Genomic DNA, 21,831 nt, shown 5'->3' with positions numbered 1-21,831 from the left:
CGGTAGGCTGGGAACATGTCTTTCAACGATCCTTTCTCAATACTGTTCGGCAACGGTGACGGCGACGGCCACCGCGGCAAGTCCGGCGATGACGATCCGATCATTCTCAATGTCGAGGCCGATGGGGACGGCCCCGCAAACGGCGGCAACGCCAATGCTTCCAGCCAGTCCGGCTCCGGCCGGCCGCCGCACGGACCCGCGAACCCGCGCCTGACCAACCGGCCGTCCGGCGGGCGCCCGCGCAACACCCAGAGCTCTCGCGGCACCAAGATCATGCTCGGCATAGTGCTCGCGCTGGTCATCGCCGTGAGCCTGTTCTTCGCCCTGTCCCGCTTCATCACCGACCTCATGTGGTATGGCCAGCTCGGCTTCCAGTCCGTGGTCTGGACCCAGCTCGGCGTCAAGGTGGGCCTGTGGGTGGCGTACGCGCTGCTCATGGCGCTGACCGGCTTCGTGTCCGCGTGGCTGGCAATCCGCGCCCGTCCGGACGCGGCGGACGGCTCCACCATCCGCATCAACGGCGACGTCATCGAAGTGGCCAAATCCTTCAGCTCCAAGACCGCGCGCCGTGTGGCCGCCGGCGTCTCGCTCATCGTGGGCGTGGTGTTCGGCGCGCAGTTCAACGCCAACTGGAGCGAGATCCTGCTCATGTTCAACGCGCAGAGCTTCGGCACCACCGACCCGCAGTTCGGCTTGGACAACGGCTTCTACGTATTCGTATTGCCGGGCTTGAAGCTCGTGCTCGCCGCAGTGTCCATGCTGCTGGGCGTGGGCCTCATCTTCTCGCTCATCACGCATGTGCTCATGGGCGGCATCCGTATCACCATGCCGGTCAACGGCCGGGGCCTCTTCGCCATCACCAAGCGTTGCCGCCGCCAGCTCGGCATCTGGCTGATGCTCAACATGTTCGCCTGGGCGGTGCGCCAGGTCATCGGCGTGTTCGATCAGCTCACCGTGCAGGGTTCGCGCATCACCGGCGCCTCCTACACCGCCGTGCACGCCAACATCCCGGTCACCTTCATCATGGCCGCCCTGACCGCCATCCTCGGTGTGGTGCTGGGTGTGTGGCTCATGCGCTCGCATGCGCTCGAAGGCCAGGCGCCGCTCGGCGTGCGCGCCTCCGCCGCCCTCAGGGCCTGGCGTGTGCCGGTGGTGGCCATCGCCGCCACCGTGGTGGTGGGCATGGTGCTCACCGTGGCATGGCCGGTGCTGCTCCAGCGCTTCCGCGTGAACCCGAACGCGCAGGAGATGGAATCCACCTACATCCAGCGCAACATCGACGCCACCCGCGCCGCCTACGGCCTCGACAAGCTCAAGACCGAGCAGTACAAGGTGACCAACAAGGGCGAGCAGGGGGCCCTGGCCAAGGAGGCGGACACCACCGCGCAGATCCGACTGCTCGACCCGCAGGTGGTCAGCCCCACGTTCAAGCAGCTCCAGCAGTCCAAGCAGTACTACACCTTCGCGGACACGCTCGCCGTGGACAAGTACGACATCGACGGCGTCTCCCAGGACACCGTGATCGCCGCCCGCGAGCTGGACCTCGACGGCAACGACAACCGCAACTGGGTCAACGACCATACCGTCTACACGCACGGCTACGGCATCGTGGCCGCCTACGGCAACAAGGTGACCGCGGACGGCCAGCCGGAGTTCTTCGAATCCGGCATCCCCACCCAGGGCAAGCTCACCGACTCCGAGAAGTACGAGCCGCGCATCTACTTCTCCCCGAACACCACCGAATACTCCATCGTCGGCGCGCCCGAGGGCACGCAGGCCTGGGAGTTCGACTATCCGACCGGTTCCGAAGGTGCCCTGACCACCTTCAAGGGCAACGGCGGTCCGTCCGTGGGCAACCTGTTCGCCCGCATCCTCTACGCGATTCGCTTCGGCTCGGACCAGATCCTCTTCTCCGACCGTGTGACCAGCGCCTCGCAGATTCTCTACGACCGCTCCCCGAAGGAGCGCGTGGCCAAGGTCGCGCCGTACCTCACGCTCGACGGCCGTGTCTACCCGGCGGTGGTGGACGGCCGCGTCAAGTGGATCGTGGACGGCTACACCACCTCCGACGCCTACCCGTACTCGCAGATGACCAACCTCGGCACCTCCACCCAGGATTCCACCACCGTCTCCTCGGACACGGTCTCCTCCTTGGGCTCGCAGCAGGCCAACTACATCCGCAACTCGGTCAAGGCCACCGTGGATGCCTACGACGGTTCCGTGGATCTGTACGTGTGGGACACTTCCGACCCGGTGATCAAGGCCTGGGAGCAGATCTTCCCCGGCCAGTACCACCAGCTGAGTGAGATCTCCGGCGACCTCATGAGCCACCTGCGCTACCCGGAGGGCCTGTTCAAGGTGCAGCGCAACCTGCTGTCCAAGTACCACGTCACCTCCGCCAACCAGTACTACTCCGGCGAGGACTTCTGGCAGACGCCAGTGGATCCCACCGAATCCCAGGCCCAGCAGGATCAGGACATCCTGCAGCCGCCCTACTACCTGACCTTGCAGACCGGCGGCACCGAGGAGCCTATCTTCTCGCTGACCTCCACGTACATCCCGGCCGGCCAGTCCACCCGTGAGATCCTCACAGGATTCCTCTCGGTCGATTCGGACGCGGGCAGCGAGAAAGGCAAGATCGGGCCGAACTACGGCACCCTGAGATTGCAAGAGCTGCCCAAGGACTCCAACGTGCCCGGCCCCGGCCAGGCGCAGAACAACTTCAACGCCAACGCGGACGTGTCCAAGGAGCTCAACCTCCTGCAGTCCGGCGACACGCAGGTGGTGCGAGGCAACCTCCTGACCCTGCCGCTCGGCGGCGGCCTGGTGTACGTGCAGCCCGTGTACGTGAAGTCCTCGGGTGCCACGTCCTTCCCGCTGCTCAAGAAGACGCTGGTGGCCTTCGGTGACCAGGTGGGCTTCGCGGACACGCTCGACGAGGCGCTGGATCAGGTGTTCGGCGGCGACTCCGGCGCGGCCGCGGGCGACGCGCAGAACGCGGGAGGCTCGGATTCGTCCGGCCAGAACGGTTCCGGTTCGACTGGTTCGTCCGACGGCGACAAGTCGGATAAGTCCGATTCGTCCGGCCAGTCCGGCGACCAGGGCAAGTCCGACCAGAACGGTGGCGACTCCGGCACTTCGTCTGGTTCCTCCGGCACGACGGCCAGCCCCGAACTCCAGCAGGCGCTTGAAGACGCCGCGCAGGCCATGAAGGACAGCCAGTCCGCCATGAAGAACGGCGACTGGACCGCCTACGGCAAGGCGCAGCAGGAGCTTGAGGACGCCCTCAACAGGGCCCTCGAACTCGACAAGTAGCCCAACGACCGTGTGGCCCGTCCTCGCATCTGAGGACGGGCCACACGCATATCACCAAGGATTTCCATGCCATTCGTATTCCGTCCCGCCGAGCCGCGGGACGTCCAGCCCATCACCGACATCTACAACGCTTCCGTCATCGCCGGCGGCTCCACCGCCGACCTCACGCCACGCACCCTCGACCAGCGCCGCGACTGGGTGGAATCACACAAGCCCCCGTACGGCGTCTTCGTGGTGGAATCAACCGGAGAAACGGGCGAAGAGACGGACGCCGCCCCGCAGGTCGTCGGCTTCGGCGCGCTCTCCGTCTTCTACGACCGCGCCGGCTACGACGGTGTCACCGATCTGGCCTACTACATCGACCCCGCATGGCAGGGCCGGGGAGCGGGCACGTTCCTGCTGGACAAGCTGCTGGACGAGGCGCGCGCCCGCCGCATGCGCAAGGCCTGCGGCATCATCTTCGCGGACAACGCCGGCTCCATCGCCCTGATGAAACGTTTCGGCTTCACCCGCTTCGGCCTCATGCCCGCTGCCGCCACCGACTCCACCGGCACCATGCGTGACATGTCCTACTGGTACCTGGACCTGTGACCATACACGGCCTTGACTGCGGCGTTGAGTACAATCTGTACGGTTTGACCGAGTAAAGGAGCGGATATGGCATCGGATTTCTGGCTGATCGTGGGCCTGGGCAACCCCGGCAAGAAGTATGAGGACACCCGGCACAACATGGGCTTCATGACCGCCGACCTGCTGGCCGAACGCTGGTCGGTGAACTTCGCCGACCATAAGGGCCTGGCCATGCTCGGCAAGGGCGCCATGAACCTCGAGGGTCGCACCGTCAAGTTCTTCCTGGCCAAGCCGCTGACCTACATGAACGACTCCGGCAACGCCGTGGCCTCCATCTCTGCCTACTACCAGATCGAACCGGACCACATCGTGGTGATCCACGACGACATGGATTTGGAATTCGGCCGCATCAAGGTCAAGGCCGGCGGCTCCGCGGGCGGCCACAACGGCATCAAGTCCATCGACCGCTCCCTGGGCACGCCGAAGTACGCGCGCGTACGCATGGGCGTGGGCCATGCCAAGCGCGGCCCCAACGCGCACGATAACACCGTGAACTGGGTGCTCGGCGGCTTCGGCCCCGACCAGCGCAAGCAGCTGCCCGAATTCCTGGCCGACGGCGCCGACGCCGCCGAGGATATCATCTTCAAGGGTCTGGCCAAGACCCAGGAGATGTTCAATGGCCGCTGACGCCGCATCTGCATACGCTTCCGCCGGCTCCCGGACCGCGCCGGCTGGCCCCACCTCCGCCGCATCCGCACAGTCCGTGGTCTCGGCCGCGGCATTGAACGGCGAACCCATCAACGGCTCGCTTACCGGCATCCTGCACGATGTGCTGCGCGATCCCGCATTCCGCAGGGTGGCGGCCGGCGACGTGCAGCCCGGCGAGGAGGCCGCCGCCGACCCATCCATCACGGTCGGCATCCCCGAAGGCCTGCGTCCGGCGCTCGCCGCCGCCATCGCCCAGGGAATCGGCGGTCGGGATTCCGCCGATGAGAACGATCGTGGCCGTGCCGCTGCAGGCAAGCCCGTGGTGCTCGTCGTGGCTTCCGGTCGCGAAGCCGAGGAGACCGTGGGCGCGCTGCGCTCCTGGTATGACGGCGACCCAAACGACATCGCCCAGCTCGAAGCCTGGGAAACACTGCCGCACGAGCGACTGAGCCCCCGCGCGGACACCGTGGCCAGCCGCATGGCCGTGTTCCGCAGGCTCAAGCACCCCAGCGCCGACGACCCGATGTTCGGGCCGATCCGCATCCTCGTCATGCCCGTGCGCTCCCTCATCCAGCCCGTGGTCAAAGGACTGGGCGACGTGGAGCCGCTCGTCTTCACGGTAGGGGAGGAGCTGGCGCTGGACGAAGCCGCCAAACGCCTCATCGAGAACGCCTACACGCGCGTGGACCTCGTGATGGACCGCGGCGAATTCGCCGTGCGCGGCGGCATCCTCGACGTGTTCCCGCCCACCGCGCCGCATCCGGTGCGCATCGAGTTCTTCGGCGACGAAATCGACACCATCAAGGAATTCCACGCATCCGACCAGCGCACCTATGGCAACGGCATCAAGACCATCTGGGCCACCGCCTGCCGTGAACTGCAGCTCACGGACGCCGTACGCAAACGCGCCAAAGCCCTGATCGGCTCCATCCCCAACGCCGAGGACATGCTCGAATCCATCGCCAACGCCATTCCGGTGGAAGGCATGGAATCGCTGATGCCCGCGCTCGTGGACCATCTGGAACCGGTGAGCTCCATGCTGGCCAAGGACGCCGTCATCATGCTCAGCGACCCCGAAAAACTACGCCGCTCCGCCGAGGACCTGGCCAAGACCGCCAACGAGTTCCTCGCCGCCAGCTGGCATGTGGCCGCATCCGGCCACGGCGCCGGCACACCCATCAGCTTCGACGAGGCCAGCTTCCTGGACTTCGAGGAGACCATCAGCGCCCTCGAATACTCCGAGCATGACGTAATCCGTCTCACCAGCTTCGGCGTGGACGCCACCCTGCCCGGTCATGTGCAGCTCGACGCGCAGAACCCGGCCGAATTCCGCGGCGACGAGGCCAAGGCCACGCGCGGCATCGAAGGCCTCATCAGCGCCGGATTCGCCGTGACCATCACCGCGGCCGCCGCCGGCACGCTCGCCAGGCTCAAGCGCGCCATCAACACCACCGGCATCGCCACGTTCGACACCGTCCGCTCCCGTGCCATCGACGGCTTCGTGGACAACGCCGCCAAAATCGCGCTGCTGACCGAACGTGACCTGACGGGCCGCACCTCGGCGGTCGCCGTGGCCAAGACGCCGAAACGCCGTCGCAAGGCCATCGACCTCATGGAGCTCAAGGCCGGTGACTACGTGGTCCACGAACAGCATGGCATCGGCCGGTTCGTAGAGATGCGCCAACGCACCATCGGCACCGGCGCGAACCGCACCACCCGCGAATACCTCGTCATCGAATACGCGCCCTCCAAGCGCGGTGCCCCCGCGGACAAGCTGTTCATCCCCACCGACCAGCTCGACCAGGTCAGCAAGTACATCGGCGCCGAGGCACCGAAGCTCAACAAGCTCGGCGGCTCCGACTGGGCCGCCACCAAGGCCAAGGCCCGCAAGCACGTCCACGAGATCGCGGACGACCTCATCAAGCTCTACTCCGCCCGCCAGCGCGCCCGCGGATTCGCCTTCAGCCCGGACACCCCGTGGCAGAAGGAATTGGAGGACGCCTTCCCGTACCAGGAGACCGCCGACCAGCTCACCACCATCGACGAAGTCAAGGCGGACATGGAGAAGCCCGTGCCGATGGACCGACTCATCTGCGGCGACGTGGGCTTCGGCAAGACCGAAATCGCCGTGCGCGCCGCCTTCAAGGCCGTGCAGGACGGCAAGCAGGTGGCTGTGCTCGTGCCCACCACGCTGCTCGTGCAGCAGCACTACGAGACCTTCACCGAACGCTTCGAGGGCTTCCCGGTGAACGTGGCCGCCATGAGCCGCTTCCAGACCACCAAGGAGATCAACGAGACCATCACCGGGCTTGAAGAGGGCACGGTGGACGTGGTCATCGGCACGCACAAGCTCCTCAACCCCAAGATCAAGTTCAAGGATCTGGGCCTCGTGATCATCGACGAGGAGCAACGCTTCGGCGTGGAGCACAAGGAGACCCTGAAGGCGCTGCGTACCAATGTGGACGTGCTCTCGCTCTCCGCCACGCCTATCCCGCGCACGTTGGAGATGGCCGTGACCGGCATCCGTGAGATGTCCACGCTGGCCACCCCGCCCGAGGACCGTTTGCCGGTGCTCACCTACGTGGGCGCCTACGAGGACGCGCAGGTCACCGCGGCCGTGCGCCGCGAGCTGCTGCGCGGCGGCCAGGTGTTCTACGTGCACAACCGCGTGCAGGACATCTCGCATGTGGCGGACAAGATTCACACGCTCGTACCCGAGGCCAAGGTGGGCATCGCCCACGGCAAGATGGGGGAGAAGCAGCTCGACCAGATCATCCGCGACTTCTGGCATCGCGACATCGACGTGCTCGTGTGCACCACGATCATCGAGACCGGCCTTGATATCTCCAACGCCAACACGCTGATCGTGGACCACGCCGACCGCTTCGGCCTGTCCCAGCTGCACCAGTTGCGTGGTCGCGTGGGCCGTGGCCGCGAACGCGCGTACGCCTACTTCCTGTACGATCCGGCCAAGCTGATGACCCAGCAGTCACACGACCGACTCGCCACCATCGCACAGAACACCGCGCTTGGCTCCGGTTTTGACGTGGCCATGAAGGATCTGGAGCTGCGTGGCACCGGCAACCTGCTCGGCGACGAGCAGTCCGGCCACATCGAGGGCGTGGGCTTCGACCTGTACGTGCGCATGGTCTCCGAGGCCGTGGAGAAGTACAAGGAGCCCGAGGAGAACGTCGAACCAATCGCCGTGTCCGTGGATCTGCCCATCGAGGCGTCCATCCCGGTGGAGTACATCGACTCGGACAAGCTGCGTTTGGAGGCGTACCGCAAGCTCGCCTCCGCCCGCAACGAGGCCGACTTGAAGGACCTTCAGGAGGAGCTCACCGACCGTTACGGCAAGCCGCCTGTGGAATTCGAGACCCTGTTCGACGTGGCGCGTCTGAAGTTCAAAGCCCGCAAGCTCGGCGTCTCGGAGATTCTGGCGCAGTCCAACCGCGTGCGCATCGGCCGCATCGACCCGCCCGAATCCGTGCAGATGCGCATGGCCCGCATCTACAAGGGCACCCAGTACCGCCCGGTCACCCACCAGCTGCTGGTTCCCGCGCCCTTCAACGGCTCGCTCGGCCAGGGCCCGATGAACTCCGACCAGATCGTCCTGTGGGCCAACCAGCTCCTCGACGACCTGGCATACCGCCCCCAGCCGCGCAAGTAGTGTCACATTTTGTTGGCTCCCCTCTCTGAGGGGAGCTGTCCGCGAACGCGGACTGAGGGGAGCAGCCTCAAGGACGGGGGAATTAAGCGGCTAAGGGCAGAGTGAAATGGGTATTCGCAGGCTCGCATGCCGCTGTTCTATCGCCTCTTAGTCAGCGCAGCTGACTAAGAGGGGTGGTCTATGAGAATTGGTGTCCGGAATAGACCTCGTCATTCGGTCCGATTAGCACGGGGTCTGCTGTCCAGTTGAAGCGTTCGCTCCAATAAGAAGCCATATCCGAAGGTACCGGAGCCATAGAACCTGTCGGGTAATACGTCCAAGTACCGGTGTTGCCTGAAGGGTCCCTTCCGCTCCAGCTCGCACTACCATCGGCATTCTTGTGGAATGTTCCGGGAACATATGCGGCTTCGATGGTGTAGATGGTGGTATCCGGAGTGGGGCCCGCCACCGTCTGCACGGTGCAGTCAGCCAACAAAATAGGGTGCCCGCCCATGTCTCCGGCATAAAGATCTGCTGCATATGCCGAACAACGGCTGCCGTCCTCGGAATTCCATTTGGTCACGGCGGCCTCGACCGCGCTGCGAGCGGTATCGAGCGTGGTAGCGGCCTGAGAAAACTCCTTGGCGGTCTTGCCGGAATTGAGCGTTGTGTTCGCGCTTTCCAACGCCTTGGACAATGTGTCGCGCACGGCCTGGTCGTCCACCTTGCCGTCTGAGGAGTTCAGCGTCGAGGTCGCCGTGTCGATGGCGCTCTTGAGTTTGTCTTTCGCCTCCGACAGCGTTTGCTTCTGCTGGTCGGTGTCCGCCCCGGTCAATGTCTTTTCAACCTCGCCGATCTCCCTGATCAGCGTCTCGGCGCTGCCTTGCGCGGTCTTCGGATCGGCCGAGCATGACATGACGCTCGCGTCGGCCTTCTCCTTCGCCTTGCCCAGCGCATCCGAAAGCGTCGATGAAGCGGACGAATCGGCACCGGCCGCATCCGCAGTCTGCTGCGCCTCTCCGATGATCTTGCTCAGCTTCGCCTGCTTGTCCTTCAGCTGCAACACCGACTCCTGGCAGGAGGCCACTGCATGATCGTGTGCCATGCGATACGCCACGAATCCGCCGATCGCCGCCAGCACGATTACCACTGTGACGATCGTGGCGATGACGACCATTTTCCGGTTCGGGCCCTTGCTGTTTGCATACTTGGCGTTCCGCGCATCCTCGACATTCGGCAACGGAACGGGCGGTACCGTCGGCACAGGGGTAGGGGAGTGGACGGGACCCGGAACGGACTCACCGCCATTGACGGCGGGCCGATCCGCCTGAACGCTCGCGCCGGCCTGCATACTCGGATTGGTGCCCGCCAATGCTTCCGGCGGCAACGCCTGCCCGCATTTCGCGCAGAACCTGCCTCGACCGGTCACCTCTGCACCGCAATGCGGGCAGCGCGCCGCTTGTCCGCCGTCCTCGTCCGCCATCGATATCTCCTCTCATGCCGCTTGCCATCTACCATACGTCCGTGCCCTATACAGTGGCGGCTGGATGTGGCATCGGCGATACGGTGAATGCGCACGGCACTGTCCAGCGGCGGGGTTTAAGTGACGGGTATGACCGAAGTTTCCGCAACCGTCGCAGATGACGTTTCCAACAACGCAACCGAAACGACCGGCGCGCAGGCAATGCCCGTCGCGCCCCGCAACACCGGCACCCTCGCCGGTTTCACCATTCCTCGTCTCGGTATGGGCACCATGGCGCTCGCCATCGAAGGCCGTCCCGAGAGCCGTGATCAGGCCATCGAGACCATCCATGCCGCCCTTGACGCCGGTGTACGCTATCTCGACACCGCATGGTCCTACTATCTGCCCAGCAAACCCGGCACCGGCGAGCCGGAAGACATGGGCTACGGCGAATACCTCGTCCGCGACGCCCTGAATTCATGGGACGGTCCGAAGGACGATGTGCTCGTGGCCACCAAAACCGGCTGGCTGCGCACGCTGGATAACCATGGCCACTACGGATGGCAGGCGGATGCGCGCCCCAAGACCATGATCGCCAACGCCAAGGAATCCTGCCAGCGCCTCGGCGTGGACGCCCTCGACCTGTTCTACTCGCATTGCAACGACCCTCAGGTGCCCTACGAGGACCAGATGGGCGCGCTGAAGGAACTCGTGGACGCGGGCGTGGCCAAGGCCGTGGGCATCTCCCGCGTGGGCAACGAGGAGATTGCCCTCGCCCGCGAGATCCTCGGCGACCGACTAGTGGCCGTGCAGAACCAGTTCTCGCCGGTCTACCGCGACCCGGACGGCACGATGGACACCTGCGAACGACTCGGCTTGGCCTTCGTCTGCTGGTCGCCGCTCGGCGGGTTCCTCGACCCGTTCAACGAGCATTGCTTCGACCGTTTCCGTGAGGTCGCCGCCCATCACGGTTGCTCGCACCAGCGGGTCACGTTGGCTTGGGAACTTGCCCGGTACCCCCGCCTGTTCACGATTCCCTCGGCGCGCAACCCGCAGGAGATCGGTGATTCCTTCCAGGCAGCGGCGTTGGACCTCGGCACGGAGGAAATCGACTACCTCAACGGGGTGGCGTAAAGCACGGCCGGTCGGCTATCGAATGTGGCATCACAAGAATGTGAGCGCTCACACCATTTTTGGGCGTGTCGTTCACAACGTCCACAAATCGCACTATTCTTAGGACTGTCATTAGATACACAACCGTTTAAGGAGTAGTTGTGGCAGCAATTGAAAGCGTGTACGCGCGTCAGATTCTCGATTCCCGTGGCAACCCGACCGTCGAGGTCATCCTCGACACCGAGGACGGCGCCCAGGGTCGTGGCCTGGTTCCGTCCGGTGCTTCCACCGGTGAGGCCGAGGCTTGGGAGCGTCGCGATGGCGACAAGTCCGTCTACGGCGGCAAGGGCGTTCTGAACGCGGTCAAGGCCGTGAACGAGGTCATCGCTCCGAAGGTCATCGGCATGGATGCCGCCGACCAGCGCGCTCTTGACGACCTGATGATCGAGCTCGACGGCACCCCGAACAAGGGCAAGCTGGGCGCCAACGCCATCCTGGGCGTCTCCCTGGCCGCTCTGTACGCCTCCGCCGAGTCCGCCGGCCTGCCGCTGTACCGCTACATCGGCGGCACCAACGGCCACATCCTGCCGGTTCCGAACATGAACATCATGAACGGTGGCGCCCACGCTGATTTCGCCACCGACATTCAGGAGTACATGATCTCCCCGTACGGCTTCGACACCTACTCCGAGGCCCTGCGCGCCGGCGTCGAGGTCTACCACACCCTGAAGAACGTCCTCAAGAAGGAAGGCCTGAACACCGGCCTTGGCGACGAGGGCGGCTTCGCTCCGAAGATGAAGTCCAACGAGGACTCCCTGAAGTACATCATGGACGCCATCTCCGCCGCCGGCTACGAGCCCGGCAAGCAGATCGGCATCTGCCTGGACGTCGCCTCCTCCGAGTTCTACAACAAGGAGACCGGCAAGTACCACTTCGATGGTGAGGATCGCGAGTCCGCCTACATGCTGGACTACTACGAGAACCTCATCAACGAGTACCCGATCGTCTCCATCGAGGATCCGTTCAACGAGGAAGGCTGGGAGGACTGGGCCGAGATCACCCGTCGTCTCGGCGACCGCCTGCAGTTCGTCGGCGATGACCTCCTGGTCACCAACCCGGCCCGCCTGCAGAAGGCCATCGACCTGGGCGCCGCCAACTCCCTGCTGGTCAAGCTCAACCAGATCGGCTCCGTGACCGAGACCCTCGACGCCATCGAGCTGGCCACCTCCGCTGGCTACACCTCCATGGTTTCCCACCGTTCCGGCGAGACCCCGGACACCACCATCTCCGACCTGGCCGTGGCCAAGAACACCCGCCAGATCAAGACCGGTGCCCCGGCCCGTGGCGAGCGCGTTGCCAAGTACAACCGCCTGCTGGAGATCGAGGAGGAGCTCGGCTCCACCGCTCAGTACGCCGGCTACAGCGCCTTCAAGGCCTGCAAGAAGTACCTGGCCAAGTGAGCACGAGGAACCGAAAACGCCCGTGAAGGCGTGAGGTTCCGGTGAATCCTGATACCCGTCGCATCCGTTCGGTCGAATGCGACGGGTATTTTCGTATGTCATGAGCAAGCAGTCCCGAGCCGGCAAGTCCGGCACAGCAAAAGCCAAAAAGAGGAAGAGCGGTGCGGGACCCATCGCCTTCTTCGTCTCCCTGTTCATCGTGGCCCTCGGCACCATCCAACTGGTCGCCACCTTCCACACCTACGCGCTTAACCTCGCCGAACTCAACGGTTTGAAGCGTGAGGAGGCGTCGCTGATCGCCAAGAAACAGGAACTGGAAAACGACATCAAACGCTGGAACGACAAGGCCTACATCACCGCCCAAGCCCGCGAACGACTCGGCTTCGTGTTCCCCGGCGAGCAGGCGGTCCGCGTACTGCACCCGGAGGCAGTGACCGGCACCGAAACCGGCACCGATTCGTCCGACTCCTCATCCAGCTCGGACAAGAACGTCCTGCCGTGGTACAGCGAACTGTCGTACGCCTTCAAAAAGGCCGACGAGCCCGTGACCGACGCCAAGTCCGGCACATCGTCCGACGATTCGTCCGCATCCGACTCGTCTTCGTCCGACAAGTCCGGCAAATCCAGCAAGTCCAAGTCCGATTCATCCGGACGGTCCGCCGATTCCGGCACGGGCGGCGCGGACCAAAGCGGACAGTGACACCCATAGTCTTTCCATCGCATCAACCATCATCGACCATCAGGGGAGGAAACCCAACCGTGACCACCGACATCACCGCCAAGGCCGTGTCCCTCGTGGACGCCGTGCTCGCCGAACCCGCGAACGACCATGACATCGATCTGGTCCAGCGCCAGCTCGGCCGTTATCCGCGAGGCATGGTTGCCGTGGGCGCCCGATGCGTGTGCGGCCGTCCACTGGCGGTGATCACCCGTCCGGTGCTGCCCGGTGGTATCCCGTTCCCCACCACCTGCTACCTGACCGGCCCGGAAGCCGTCAAGGCCGCTTCCCATGTGGAGGCCGCGGGCGTGATGCAACAGTACAACGACATGCTCGCCGCTGATGAGGAGCTTCGCGCCGCCTACGCACGGGCCCACGAACTGTATCTGGCGTTCCGCCACGAACTGGCCGCCAGGCTCGGCGATAGTGAGGAGCACATCGAAGGCACGTCGGCCGGCGGCATGCCCGTGCGCGTCAAGTGCCTGCACGCCCTGCTGGCCCAGTCGCTGGTCATGGGACCGGGCGCGAACCCGATCGGCGATCTGGTGCTTGAACGAGTCAAGGATGAGTTCGACCCGTCCGTGTGCCGCTGCACGCTGGAAGACTGAAACCGTCCATCGACTGGACCCGAAGGAGAAGGCAATGAGCAAGGAATCCGTGACCGTAGCCGGCATCGACTGCGGCACCAACTCGATCAGGCTGAAGATCGCCCGTGTGGACGCCGACGGCATGCATGAAGTGGTGCCGCGCATCTTGCGCGTGATCCGGCTCGGCCAGGATGTGGACAAGACCCACCGATTCGCCGACGAGGCGCTCGAACGCGCCTACGTGGCCGCCCGCGAATTCGCCGGTGTGCTTGCCGAACACCCGGTGGACGGCCTGCGCTTCGTGGCCACCTCCGCCACACGCGACGCCGAGAACCGCGAGGAGTTCGAGGACGGCATCGAATCCATCCTCGGCGTGCGCCCCGAAGTGATCCCCGGCACGGAGGAGGCCGACCTGAGCTTCCTCGGCGCCACCTCCGTGGTCAACCGCGGCGAACTCAAGGCCCCATACCTGGTGGTCGATCTGGGCGGCGGCTCCACCGAACTCGTCATCGGCGGCGACGGCGTGAACGCGCCCGCCACGCAGGTCCAAAGCGCCTTCTCGATGAACATCGGCTCCGTGCGCATGACCGAACGTCACCTGAAGACCGATCCGCCCACCCAGGAGGAGATCGACGCCGCCATCAAGGACGTGGACGAGCACATCGACGAGGCGTTCCGTACGGTGGACGCCGGCAAGGCGCGCACCATCATCGGCGTGTCCGGCACGGTGACCACCATGACCGCGCTCGCCCTCGGCCTGACCGAATACGACCACACCGTGGTGGACGGCCACCGCCTGAGCCTTGAGGAGGCGTACGCGGTGGACGACAAATTCCTCAACATGTCCCGCGCGGAACGTCGCGAGTACAAGACCATCCACCCCGGCCGTGTGGACGTGGTGGGCGGCGGCGCCGTGGTGTGGAACCGCGTGCTCGCCAAGGTGAGCGAGGCCGCCGCGGCCGACCACGGCGAGCCCATCGACTCGTACGTGGCCAGCGAGCACGGCCTGCTCGACGGCATCGTCCTCGACTACGGACGCCGCCTGCTCGCGCGATAGCGTACAATGAAACGGTTGGCCCACGGGCCAACGCCTCCATGGCGAAATTGGTATACGCAGTCGACTTAAAATCGATCGCTTCGGCTTGCGGGTTCGAGTCCCGCTGGAGGCACTTTCACAAGGCGCGCGGAATGGCCGGAAGCCTTATACGAGTGGGATCGGACGCCCCCATGTTCCGCGAATCGCTGCCTCATCCGGAATAGTGTGGGCAAGATGTGGGCAAATTCCCGAAACATAACCCCGTTACCCTGTTCTTCGTCGTAATCGCATCCGAACCCGAAACGAGGCAAATCCCATGGCGTCACGCTGGACCGAAGTCGAACGAGTCGAACAAGGCGCGCTGCCCACCATGCTCGCACAGGCGGTCATCGTAGGCACCGCGCTGACGGTCGGTGCCATCGCCTGCTCCGGCTTCTACCTCAATATGATCGCCGATCCGAAGACCGGCGGCCCCGTGGTGGCCTTGGTGCCGTGGATGGTTGTGACCGTGTTCATCGCCGTCGTGTTCTCCTACGTGGTCGGCTTCGCGCTGCTCTGGTGCGCCGAATCCTTCACCAACCGCATGAAGGACACGTTCAAGCCATGGGCGTACGCCGTGGTGGGACTCATCGGGTACGCCATCTGGGGCATGTTCGTGATGGGCACCACCATGAATTCGCTCGACCAGGCCGTCAACGGTGTGGTGCTCGCCAACCAGGACATCCTCGCCGTGACCGCCAACTACGCCGTTTTCGGCTTCATCGCCTTCTTGCTGGCCCAGGCGTATGGTGCCAAGCTCGCCACCCGCAAGACCGCCGTCATTGTGCTGCTCGTCGTCCAGATCGTGCTCGCCGTGCTCGGCGGCATCGTGCTGTTCATGATCTTCGGCCAGATTCCGTCCACGAAGTAGGTACGCCATGTTCAGTGTGCTTGACATGTTCACCATCGGCGTGGGACCGTCCTCCTCGCACACCGTGGGACCGATGGTTGCCGCACATGCCTTCGTCGCCGCGTTGGAACGCGACGGCCTGACCGCACGCACCGCCCGCGTCAAGGTCACGCTCTACGGCTCGCTGGCCCTGACCGGACTGGGCCACGGCACCGACCGCGCCGTCATGGCCGGGCTCGAGGGCAACGTGCCCGCCACCGTGGACACGCAGCACATGCTGCACATCCGCGAGACCGCCGCGCTGGACAACACCATCAACCTGGCCGGCACCACGCGCATCGGCTTCGACTATGACCGGGACATGGTCTTCGAGATGTGGAAGCGCATGGCCGCCCACCCCAACGGCATGCGGTTCCAGGCCTTCGACGCCGCCGGCAGCCTCGTGGACGAGCAGGTCTGGTACTCCATCGGCGGCGGCTTCATCCGCCAGGGCAGTCCCGACGACCTCATGATCGGCATCCACGACCGTCCGCCGGCGGGCACCTCCTTCGCCGACGAGGACGAATCGGCCTCCACCGACTTCGGCCCGGAAACACCCTACCCGTTCTCCTCCTGCGCCGAACTCGTGGCCCTGTGCCGCGAGCACCACATGAGCATCGCCGAACTGGTCTGGGCCAACGAGACCGCCACTCGGTCGGCCATCCAGGTGCGCTCCACCATCGACAACGTGTGGCGCGTGATGCGCGAATGCGTCAACCACGGCTGCACCTCCGAGGAGAAAACATTGCCGGGCGGCCTCGAGGTGCCTCGCCGTGCCCCGCGCATGTACCAGCGTCTCGCCTCGAATTCGGACGTGCTGCGCCGCGACAGCCGGCGCAAGGACGCCGTGCTGGAATCCTCGGACGCCGCATGGGTGGACCTGTTTGCGCTCGCCGTTTCCGAGGAGAACGCCGGCGGCGGCCGCATCGTCACCGCCCCCACCAACGGATCGGCCGGCATCATCCCCGCGGTGCTCCACTACTACTGGCATTTCGTGGACGACGCCAACGAACAGGGCGTCGTCACCTTCCTGCTGACGGCCGGGGCCATCGGATACCTGTTCAAGCGCAACGCCTCGATTTCCGGAGCGGAGGTCGGCTGCCAGGGCGAGGTCGGTTCGGCCTGTTCGATGGCGGCCGCGGGTCTCGCCGCGGTGATGGGAGGCACGCCGGAGCAGGTGGAGAACGCGGCGGAGATCGGCATCGAACACAACCTGGGCCTGACCTGCGACCCGGTGGGCGGACTGGTGCAGATCCCGTGCATCGAGCGCAACGCCATGGCCGCCAACACCGCCATCAACGCGGTGCGCATGGCCATGCTCGGCGACGGCTCGCACATCGTGACCCTCGACCAGGCCATCGCCACCATGAAGCAGACCGGCGAGGACATGATGGCCAAATACAAGGAGACCTCCAAGGGCGGTTTGGCCGTCAACGTCGTGGAGTGCTGAGATTCGGATCGGTGCCGCAGCTCCCTTTGGCGTCCCCAGTCAGGGGAGGCGTCGGTGAAACCGGCTGAGGGATCGTCGGAGGAATCCGGGGTTTCCGCTTCGGCGTGTCGACAGGTGCGAAAGGCTCGACGGCAATCGCGCGGAAGTGCTATTGTAGGGCGCATTGTGTCGTAAAGGAGGACCAATGGCAGATCAGATGCCCAAGGTAAACGCCGAATTCGGTACCACGCCCGTCATCGAATTCCCGACCGAGGAGGCCCCGAAGGGTCTCAAGGCCGTGGAGCTGACCGAGGGCGACGGCCCGATCGTCCGTCGCGGCGATACCGTGACCGTGAACTACCACGGCGTGGTGTGGGGCAAGGACACCGCCTTCGATTCCAGCTTCGAGCGCCATCAGCCGGCCAGCTTCGGTATCGGCGTGGGCCAGGTCATCAAGGGCTGGGACCAGACCGTGCCGGGCCACAACGTGGGCTCCCGTCTCGTGGTGTCCATTCCGCCGGAGTACGGCTACGGCTCCCGTGGCGTTCCGCAGGCCGGCATCGGCGGCGGCGACACGCTGGTGTTCGTCATCGACATCATCTCCACCCGCTGACCTTCCGCGTCAAGCGGATCAGCAGTGACGAACGCCGGGGTAGAAGCCGGCGTTTTGTTATATGCGCACTGAAACGTTGAATATTCGCCGAATACTTATCAGAGGAGGACAACATGGCTGAGGATAAGGTTTACCTGCTCACGCAGGAAGCGTACAACAAGATGAAGGAAGAGCTGGCCCACCGCGAGGGCGAGCTGCGCGAGGAGATCGCGCACAAGATCGCCGTGGCCCGCGCCGAGGGCGATCTGTCCGAGAACGGCGGCTACCAGGCCGCCCGCGAGGCCCAGAGCAAGAACGAGGGCCGCATCGCCGAGCTCACCGTCAAGCTGCGCGATTCCAAGATCATCGAGAACGCGCCGGAAGGCACCGTGGGCAACGGTTCCGTGGTCACCATCGACCTCAACGGCAACGAGATGACCTACGTGCTCGGCACCCGCGACATCGTCTCCGGCACCGACTACGACATCATGACCCCGGATTCCCCGATCGGCCAGGCCATCCAGGGCGCCAAGGTGGGCGACGTGGTCTCCTACACCGCCCCCAACGGCCGCCAGCTGTCCGTGACCGTCAAGGCCGCCAAGCCGCTGGCCTGAGCATATATCGATAGCGCACAAATATCGGCTCCCCTCTCTGAGGGGAGCCGAGTTTTTATCGGAAGCTGGTTGGCGGGGAGTTGGTGGGTCTCGCCCGTAGGCTTGGCCGAACGGCCTTTAGTGGGTAGAGCCCCCCCCACACCCCGCCAACAGCGTCAACTATCCAAAACCGTCAACTCCACAACGAGACGATCACCATATAGATCGCCACCATATGGCAGGCGTATCCGGCAACGGTGCCACAATGGAAGATCTCATGGAATCCGAAGATCCGCGGCCAGGGGTCGGGCTTGCGCAGCGCGTAGACGATGGCCCCAAGGATGTAGCACGCCCCGCCCGAGCACAGCAGGATTACCACGGCAGGGCCGGCATACGGGGAGTTCCAGAACAGCATCATGAACGCCAGGCCATAGATGCCGAATACGATGTAGACCACCGTGTACAGCCATCGCGGCGCATTGATCCAGATCACATGGATGATGAGCGCCACCAGCGTGCATGCCCACATCGAAATGATGATGAAATTACGCCAGAACGGTTCCAACGCGAACGAAACCGGCGTGTACGTTCCCGCGATGAGCAGGAAGATGTTCACATGGTCGATGCGGCGCAGCACATCCGTCACACGCGGGCTCCAATCACCCAGATGATAGGCCGCGGAATTGGTGAACAGCACCAGCGAGGCGGTCATGAAGACCGCGCACGCCCACTTGAGGCCTGCACCCTGCGCCAGGCAGATAAGCACGATGCCGGCTGCCAGGGACAGGGGAGAGGCTATCGCGTGAATCCAGCCGCGCATCAGCGGCTTCGGGCGGCCGTGCACGTCCAGACGAATCTTACGCTCCACCTCGGCAGGGGCGATGCCCTCCACCTTCAGCGCATGGTTCTCCGCCTTGGCCAATGCGTGCCGGGCCTTCACCTCGGCCTTGGCGCGGATAGCCTCGGCCTTGAACTGGCCCTTGGCCCGGATCGCGTCCGCCTTGGCCTTGAGCGCCTGCTCGCGCGCTTCGATGGCCGCCTGGCGTTTCGCCTCGATTTCCGGATCGGACCAGTGGGGGCGTCCGTCTGTCGCGGTCCGTTCGTCATCGTTCGTTGATGCCATTGTTCCCCCATTCATCAGGACTCGCGGAGCGTTGCTTACGCTACCGTAACCTACGTTAACGTAACTTACTCGTTTGTCAATAGCGACTCACGTGAACCCTATCACCTCCGTGAACACTTCGGTCGTGCCCGCCAGCGGTGGCGATACGATGGAGCCAAGAGAGCATCGGAGAAGAACCAAGGGGTTTTGACATGGTGTATTGCACCGAATGTGGCTTCGCCAACAACGACGGCGACGCCTTCTGCACGCAATGCGGCACGCCGCTGGAGCATCCGGACGCTGCTGCGGCACCATCCGCGGCGGCCGCGCCGGATCGCACGCTGGTGGAACCCGCCGCAGCACCGCAATATGCCGCTCCTGCGACACCGGCTGCCCCGGCGCCCGGCATGGTCCCCGTCCCGCCCGTGGCCGGCGCGCCTGCGCCCGCCGGACCCATCAGCGGCACCACCGCACCCACCGTGCCGGCCGGCGCCGTACCCGGTACACCGGTTCCGCCCGCAAACGGCATATCGGGCCAACCTCAACGCAAACGTTCCACGGCCATCATCGTCATCCTCATCGCCCTGATCTGCGTGGTGTCGCTGGTCATCGGCCTGTTCGTCACCCACAGCATGGGTCTATGGGGCGCGGGCCAGTCCACGCAGACCACCCAGAGCGCGAGCGGAACCGATACGGATCAATCCAAGGACGGCACCTCAGCCAAGGACAAGAAGCAGTCCGAAAGCGAATCGGACAAGACCAAGGACAGCGAGGACAAGAAGGACACGAAGAGCGAAGAAACGGAGGAAACCGGCCCGGTCATCACCTCCAGCCAGCTTTCCGCAATCGCCGACTCCTACTCCTCCTCGGACGTGGCCGTCTCCGCCGTGGTGATCGACAGCAAGGTCACCAACGCCAAATCCTCCTCGGACGCGGTCATCGCCACCACCGCACAGTCCGGCAAGCAGTTCGTGGCCGCCGGCCTCTACCTGCCCGTCTACCTGGCCGCCATGGACAGCGGCAACGACGACGCCAAGGCGCAGGCCGCCACCATGATGAGCACGATGGACAACGCCTCCGGCAACAACGCCGCCGCCGCACTCGGCGGATGGGACGCCGTCAACTCGTGGGCATCCTCCCACGGCTACAGCGGCACCACGTTCTCCCGCAACTACGGCGACGTGGCCGCCAGCAACAACGGCTACGAAAACTACAGCTCCTCACGCGACGCCGCACTCATGCTCGCCTCCGTGGACGCCAAGGGTGGTGCTTCGCTCATGAACGTGGACATCGCCTCCGAAGGCGTGACCATCCCGTCCGGCATGACCGTGCACGCCCACCGCGGCCAGGGCATCCAGGACACATGGAACTACTTCGCCATCGTGGAGGCCAACGGGCGCAAGGCCGCCGTGGCCGTCACCACCCAATATCAAGGCAAGGCCGTGGCCGCCGAGCTGATGAGCAAGGTGCTCGCCAGCGTCGACGCCACCCTGAAGCAGTGACCGGCATGGCACGCCATCAACGCCACCGCGCGCCACGTCCGGCGCGGGCCAAAGCCGTGACAATCGGCGCCGCCGTGGCGGTCATCGCCGTCATCGTCGCGCTCGCCGTCACCTTCGGATGGTGGCTGCCGAACAGGCAGACGGCCGGCGGCGACGGGGGAGCGCGGTCATCGCAGGGCGCGGGGAATCCGTCCGCATCGTCCGACACATCCGCGACCGCGGACGCCGCGACGAATGCGACTGCGGACAAACCCACCCACGACACGCTCGACCGCAAGTCCACGCCCCGGCCGGATACTCGCGACCTCGCGGCCGAAACCCGCATCACCAACGTCAAGTCCGCCCTTGAATCGACGATGCCGGCGAGCGGCGGCACCTGGTCCGCATACGTCGAGGACCTCGACACCGGTAAGACCGTGAGCCTCAACGAACAGCCGATGGTGGCCGCCTCGGAAATCAAACTGTACGTGATGCTCACCGTATACGACCGGCTTGCTTCCGGCACCCTGAACACCGGCGGGCAAAGCACGGACGCGCTTCTGAACCAGATGATCACGGTCAGCTCGAACGCGGCCACCAACCAGCTCGTGCAGATGATCGGTGACGGCGACATGGCCACCGGTATCAAGCGCGTGACCGAAACGGCCGCGAAATACGGATACGCCTCCTCAAAGCAGCTACGTGCGCTTTCGGACGCGGGCACGGATGGAACCGGCACCGAGAACTGGACCTCCGCGGCCGACTGCGGCAAACTCCTCGCCGCCATCTATCGGGGCAAGTTGGTTTCGCCCGAGGCGAGCCAAGCCATGCTCGGGCTGCTCGAAGGCCAGACCCGGCGCAACAAGATCCCCTCCGGTGTCCCGGCCGGCATCCAGGTGGCTAACAAGACCGGCGAACTGGCCGGCGTGGAGAACGACGCCGCCATCGTCTGGGGCAAGGCCGCGGACGGGTCCGCGCGCGACTACGTGCTCGTGGTCATGACCTCCGGCGTGGACTCGGCGACCGCGCAACAGGCCATCGTCGGGGCCTCCTCCGCGGTCTACGCGGGGATGACCTCCTGACGCGCG

Annotated in this window: 17 protein-coding genes and 1 tRNA gene; 16 read left to right on the top strand and 2 right to left on the bottom strand. The window is 64.9% G+C overall.

Annotated elements, in window-relative coordinates; all coding sequences use genetic code 11:
- The first annotated feature begins 15 nt into the window (after nucleotides 1–15).
- The 4 genes from DF196_RS07300 to mfd all read left to right on the top strand — a co-directional run bounded on the left by DF196_RS07300 (nucleotide 16) and on the right by mfd (nucleotide 8,263).
- Nucleotides 16–3,315, top strand: coding sequence for a UPF0182 family membrane protein (locus DF196_RS07300; protein ID WP_109057196.1), 3,300 nt, complete (start codon nucleotides 16–18; stop codon nucleotides 3,313–3,315).
- A 66-nt stretch (nucleotides 3,316–3,381) separates the two neighbouring features.
- Complete coding sequence (locus DF196_RS07295) at nucleotides 3,382–3,906, top strand: GNAT family N-acetyltransferase (protein ID WP_109057195.1); 525 nt, start codon at nucleotides 3,382–3,384, stop codon at nucleotides 3,904–3,906.
- A gap of 66 nt (nucleotides 3,907–3,972) precedes the next feature.
- The gene (gene pth / locus DF196_RS07290) at nucleotides 3,973–4,572 is read left to right on the top strand and encodes an aminoacyl-tRNA hydrolase (RefSeq protein ID WP_109057194.1); all 600 of its coding nucleotides are present in this window, start codon (nucleotides 3,973–3,975) and stop codon (nucleotides 4,570–4,572) included.
- Nucleotides 4,562–8,263 (top strand): transcription-repair coupling factor, encoded by a 3,702-nt coding sequence (gene mfd / locus DF196_RS07285; RefSeq protein ID WP_338323323.1) that lies wholly within the window; start codon nucleotides 4,562–4,564, stop codon nucleotides 8,261–8,263. Before pth ends, mfd begins: the two co-directional genes overlap by 11 nt.
- A gap of 178 nt (nucleotides 8,264–8,441) precedes the next feature.
- Here the strand turns inward: mfd and DF196_RS07280 are convergent, their stop codons facing one another.
- A complete protein-coding gene (locus DF196_RS07280; protein WP_109057193.1) occupies nucleotides 8,442–9,725 on the bottom strand; it encodes a zinc ribbon domain-containing protein in 1,284 nt (427 codons plus the stop codon).
- Between the two features lie 201 nt (nucleotides 9,726–9,926).
- Here DF196_RS07280 and DF196_RS07275 point away from each other — a divergent pair, with 201 nt between their 5' ends.
- The 10 genes from DF196_RS07275 to DF196_RS07230 all read left to right on the top strand — a co-directional run bounded on the left by DF196_RS07275 (nucleotide 9,927) and on the right by DF196_RS07230 (nucleotide 18,181).
- Nucleotides 9,927–10,838 carry an aldo/keto reductase gene (locus DF196_RS07275; RefSeq protein ID WP_241519635.1) on the top strand — a complete coding sequence of 304 codons (912 nt, stop codon included), beginning with the start codon at nucleotides 9,927–9,929 and terminating at the stop codon, nucleotides 10,836–10,838.
- Nucleotides 10,839–10,978: 140 nt separating this feature from the next.
- Nucleotides 10,979–12,277, top strand: coding sequence for a phosphopyruvate hydratase (gene eno, locus DF196_RS07270; protein ID WP_109057191.1), 1,299 nt, complete (start codon nucleotides 10,979–10,981; stop codon nucleotides 12,275–12,277).
- A 100-nt stretch (nucleotides 12,278–12,377) separates the two neighbouring features.
- The gene (locus DF196_RS07265; RefSeq protein WP_170115008.1) at nucleotides 12,378–12,977 is read left to right on the top strand and encodes an FtsB family cell division protein; all 600 of its coding nucleotides are present in this window, start codon (nucleotides 12,378–12,380) and stop codon (nucleotides 12,975–12,977) included.
- Between the two features lie 59 nt (nucleotides 12,978–13,036).
- A complete protein-coding gene (locus DF196_RS07260; protein ID WP_109057189.1) occupies nucleotides 13,037–13,603 on the top strand; it encodes a DUF501 domain-containing protein in 567 nt (188 codons plus the stop codon).
- A gap of 34 nt (nucleotides 13,604–13,637) precedes the next feature.
- Complete coding sequence (locus tag DF196_RS07255) at nucleotides 13,638–14,639, top strand: Ppx/GppA phosphatase family protein (RefSeq protein ID WP_109057188.1); 1,002 nt, start codon at nucleotides 13,638–13,640, stop codon at nucleotides 14,637–14,639.
- 32 nt (nucleotides 14,640–14,671) lie between these two features.
- Nucleotides 14,672–14,751 (top strand) — tRNA-Leu (locus DF196_RS07250).
- A gap of 183 nt (nucleotides 14,752–14,934) precedes the next feature.
- Nucleotides 14,935–15,528: a cadmium transporter gene (locus DF196_RS07245; protein WP_109057187.1), complete on the top strand. Its 594-nt coding sequence runs from the start codon at nucleotides 14,935–14,937 to the stop codon at nucleotides 15,526–15,528.
- A 7-nt stretch (nucleotides 15,529–15,535) separates the two neighbouring features.
- Entirely contained in the window at nucleotides 15,536–16,996 is a 1,461-nt protein-coding gene (locus DF196_RS07240) for an L-serine ammonia-lyase (protein ID WP_109057186.1), read from the top strand.
- A 184-nt stretch (nucleotides 16,997–17,180) separates the two neighbouring features.
- Nucleotides 17,181–17,588, top strand: coding sequence for an FKBP-type peptidyl-prolyl cis-trans isomerase (locus DF196_RS07235; RefSeq protein ID WP_109057185.1), 408 nt, complete (start codon nucleotides 17,181–17,183; stop codon nucleotides 17,586–17,588).
- A gap of 113 nt (nucleotides 17,589–17,701) precedes the next feature.
- Nucleotides 17,702–18,181 (top strand): GreA/GreB family elongation factor, encoded by a 480-nt coding sequence (locus DF196_RS07230; RefSeq protein ID WP_109057184.1) that lies wholly within the window; start codon nucleotides 17,702–17,704, stop codon nucleotides 18,179–18,181.
- 172 nt (nucleotides 18,182–18,353) lie between these two features.
- On the opposite strand, the gene trhA is transcribed toward DF196_RS07230, so the two are convergent.
- Nucleotides 18,354–19,283 (bottom strand): PAQR family membrane homeostasis protein TrhA, encoded by a 930-nt coding sequence (gene trhA, locus DF196_RS07225; protein WP_170115007.1) that lies wholly within the window; start codon nucleotides 19,281–19,283, stop codon nucleotides 18,354–18,356.
- A 191-nt stretch (nucleotides 19,284–19,474) separates the two neighbouring features.
- On the opposite strand from trhA, the gene DF196_RS07220 reads away from it, so the two are divergent.
- Both DF196_RS07220 and DF196_RS07215 read left to right on the top strand, forming a co-directional pair.
- The gene (locus DF196_RS07220; RefSeq protein ID WP_109057183.1) at nucleotides 19,475–20,764 is read left to right on the top strand and encodes a zinc-ribbon domain-containing protein; all 1,290 of its coding nucleotides are present in this window, start codon (nucleotides 19,475–19,477) and stop codon (nucleotides 20,762–20,764) included.
- Nucleotides 20,765–20,769: 5 nt separating this feature from the next.
- Nucleotides 20,770–21,825, top strand: a complete 1,056-nt coding sequence (locus tag DF196_RS07215; protein WP_241519629.1) for a serine hydrolase — start codon at nucleotides 20,770–20,772, stop codon at nucleotides 21,823–21,825.
- Nucleotides 21,826–21,831 lie beyond the last annotated feature (6 nt).

It is taken from the genome of Bifidobacterium callitrichidarum (assembly GCF_003129905.1).
Lineage (GTDB): Bacteria > Actinomycetota > Actinomycetes > Actinomycetales > Bifidobacteriaceae > Bifidobacterium > Bifidobacterium callitrichidarum.
The sequence above is the reverse complement of the archived record's forward strand: the minus strand, read 5'-3'. Positions and strand labels throughout refer to the sequence as shown.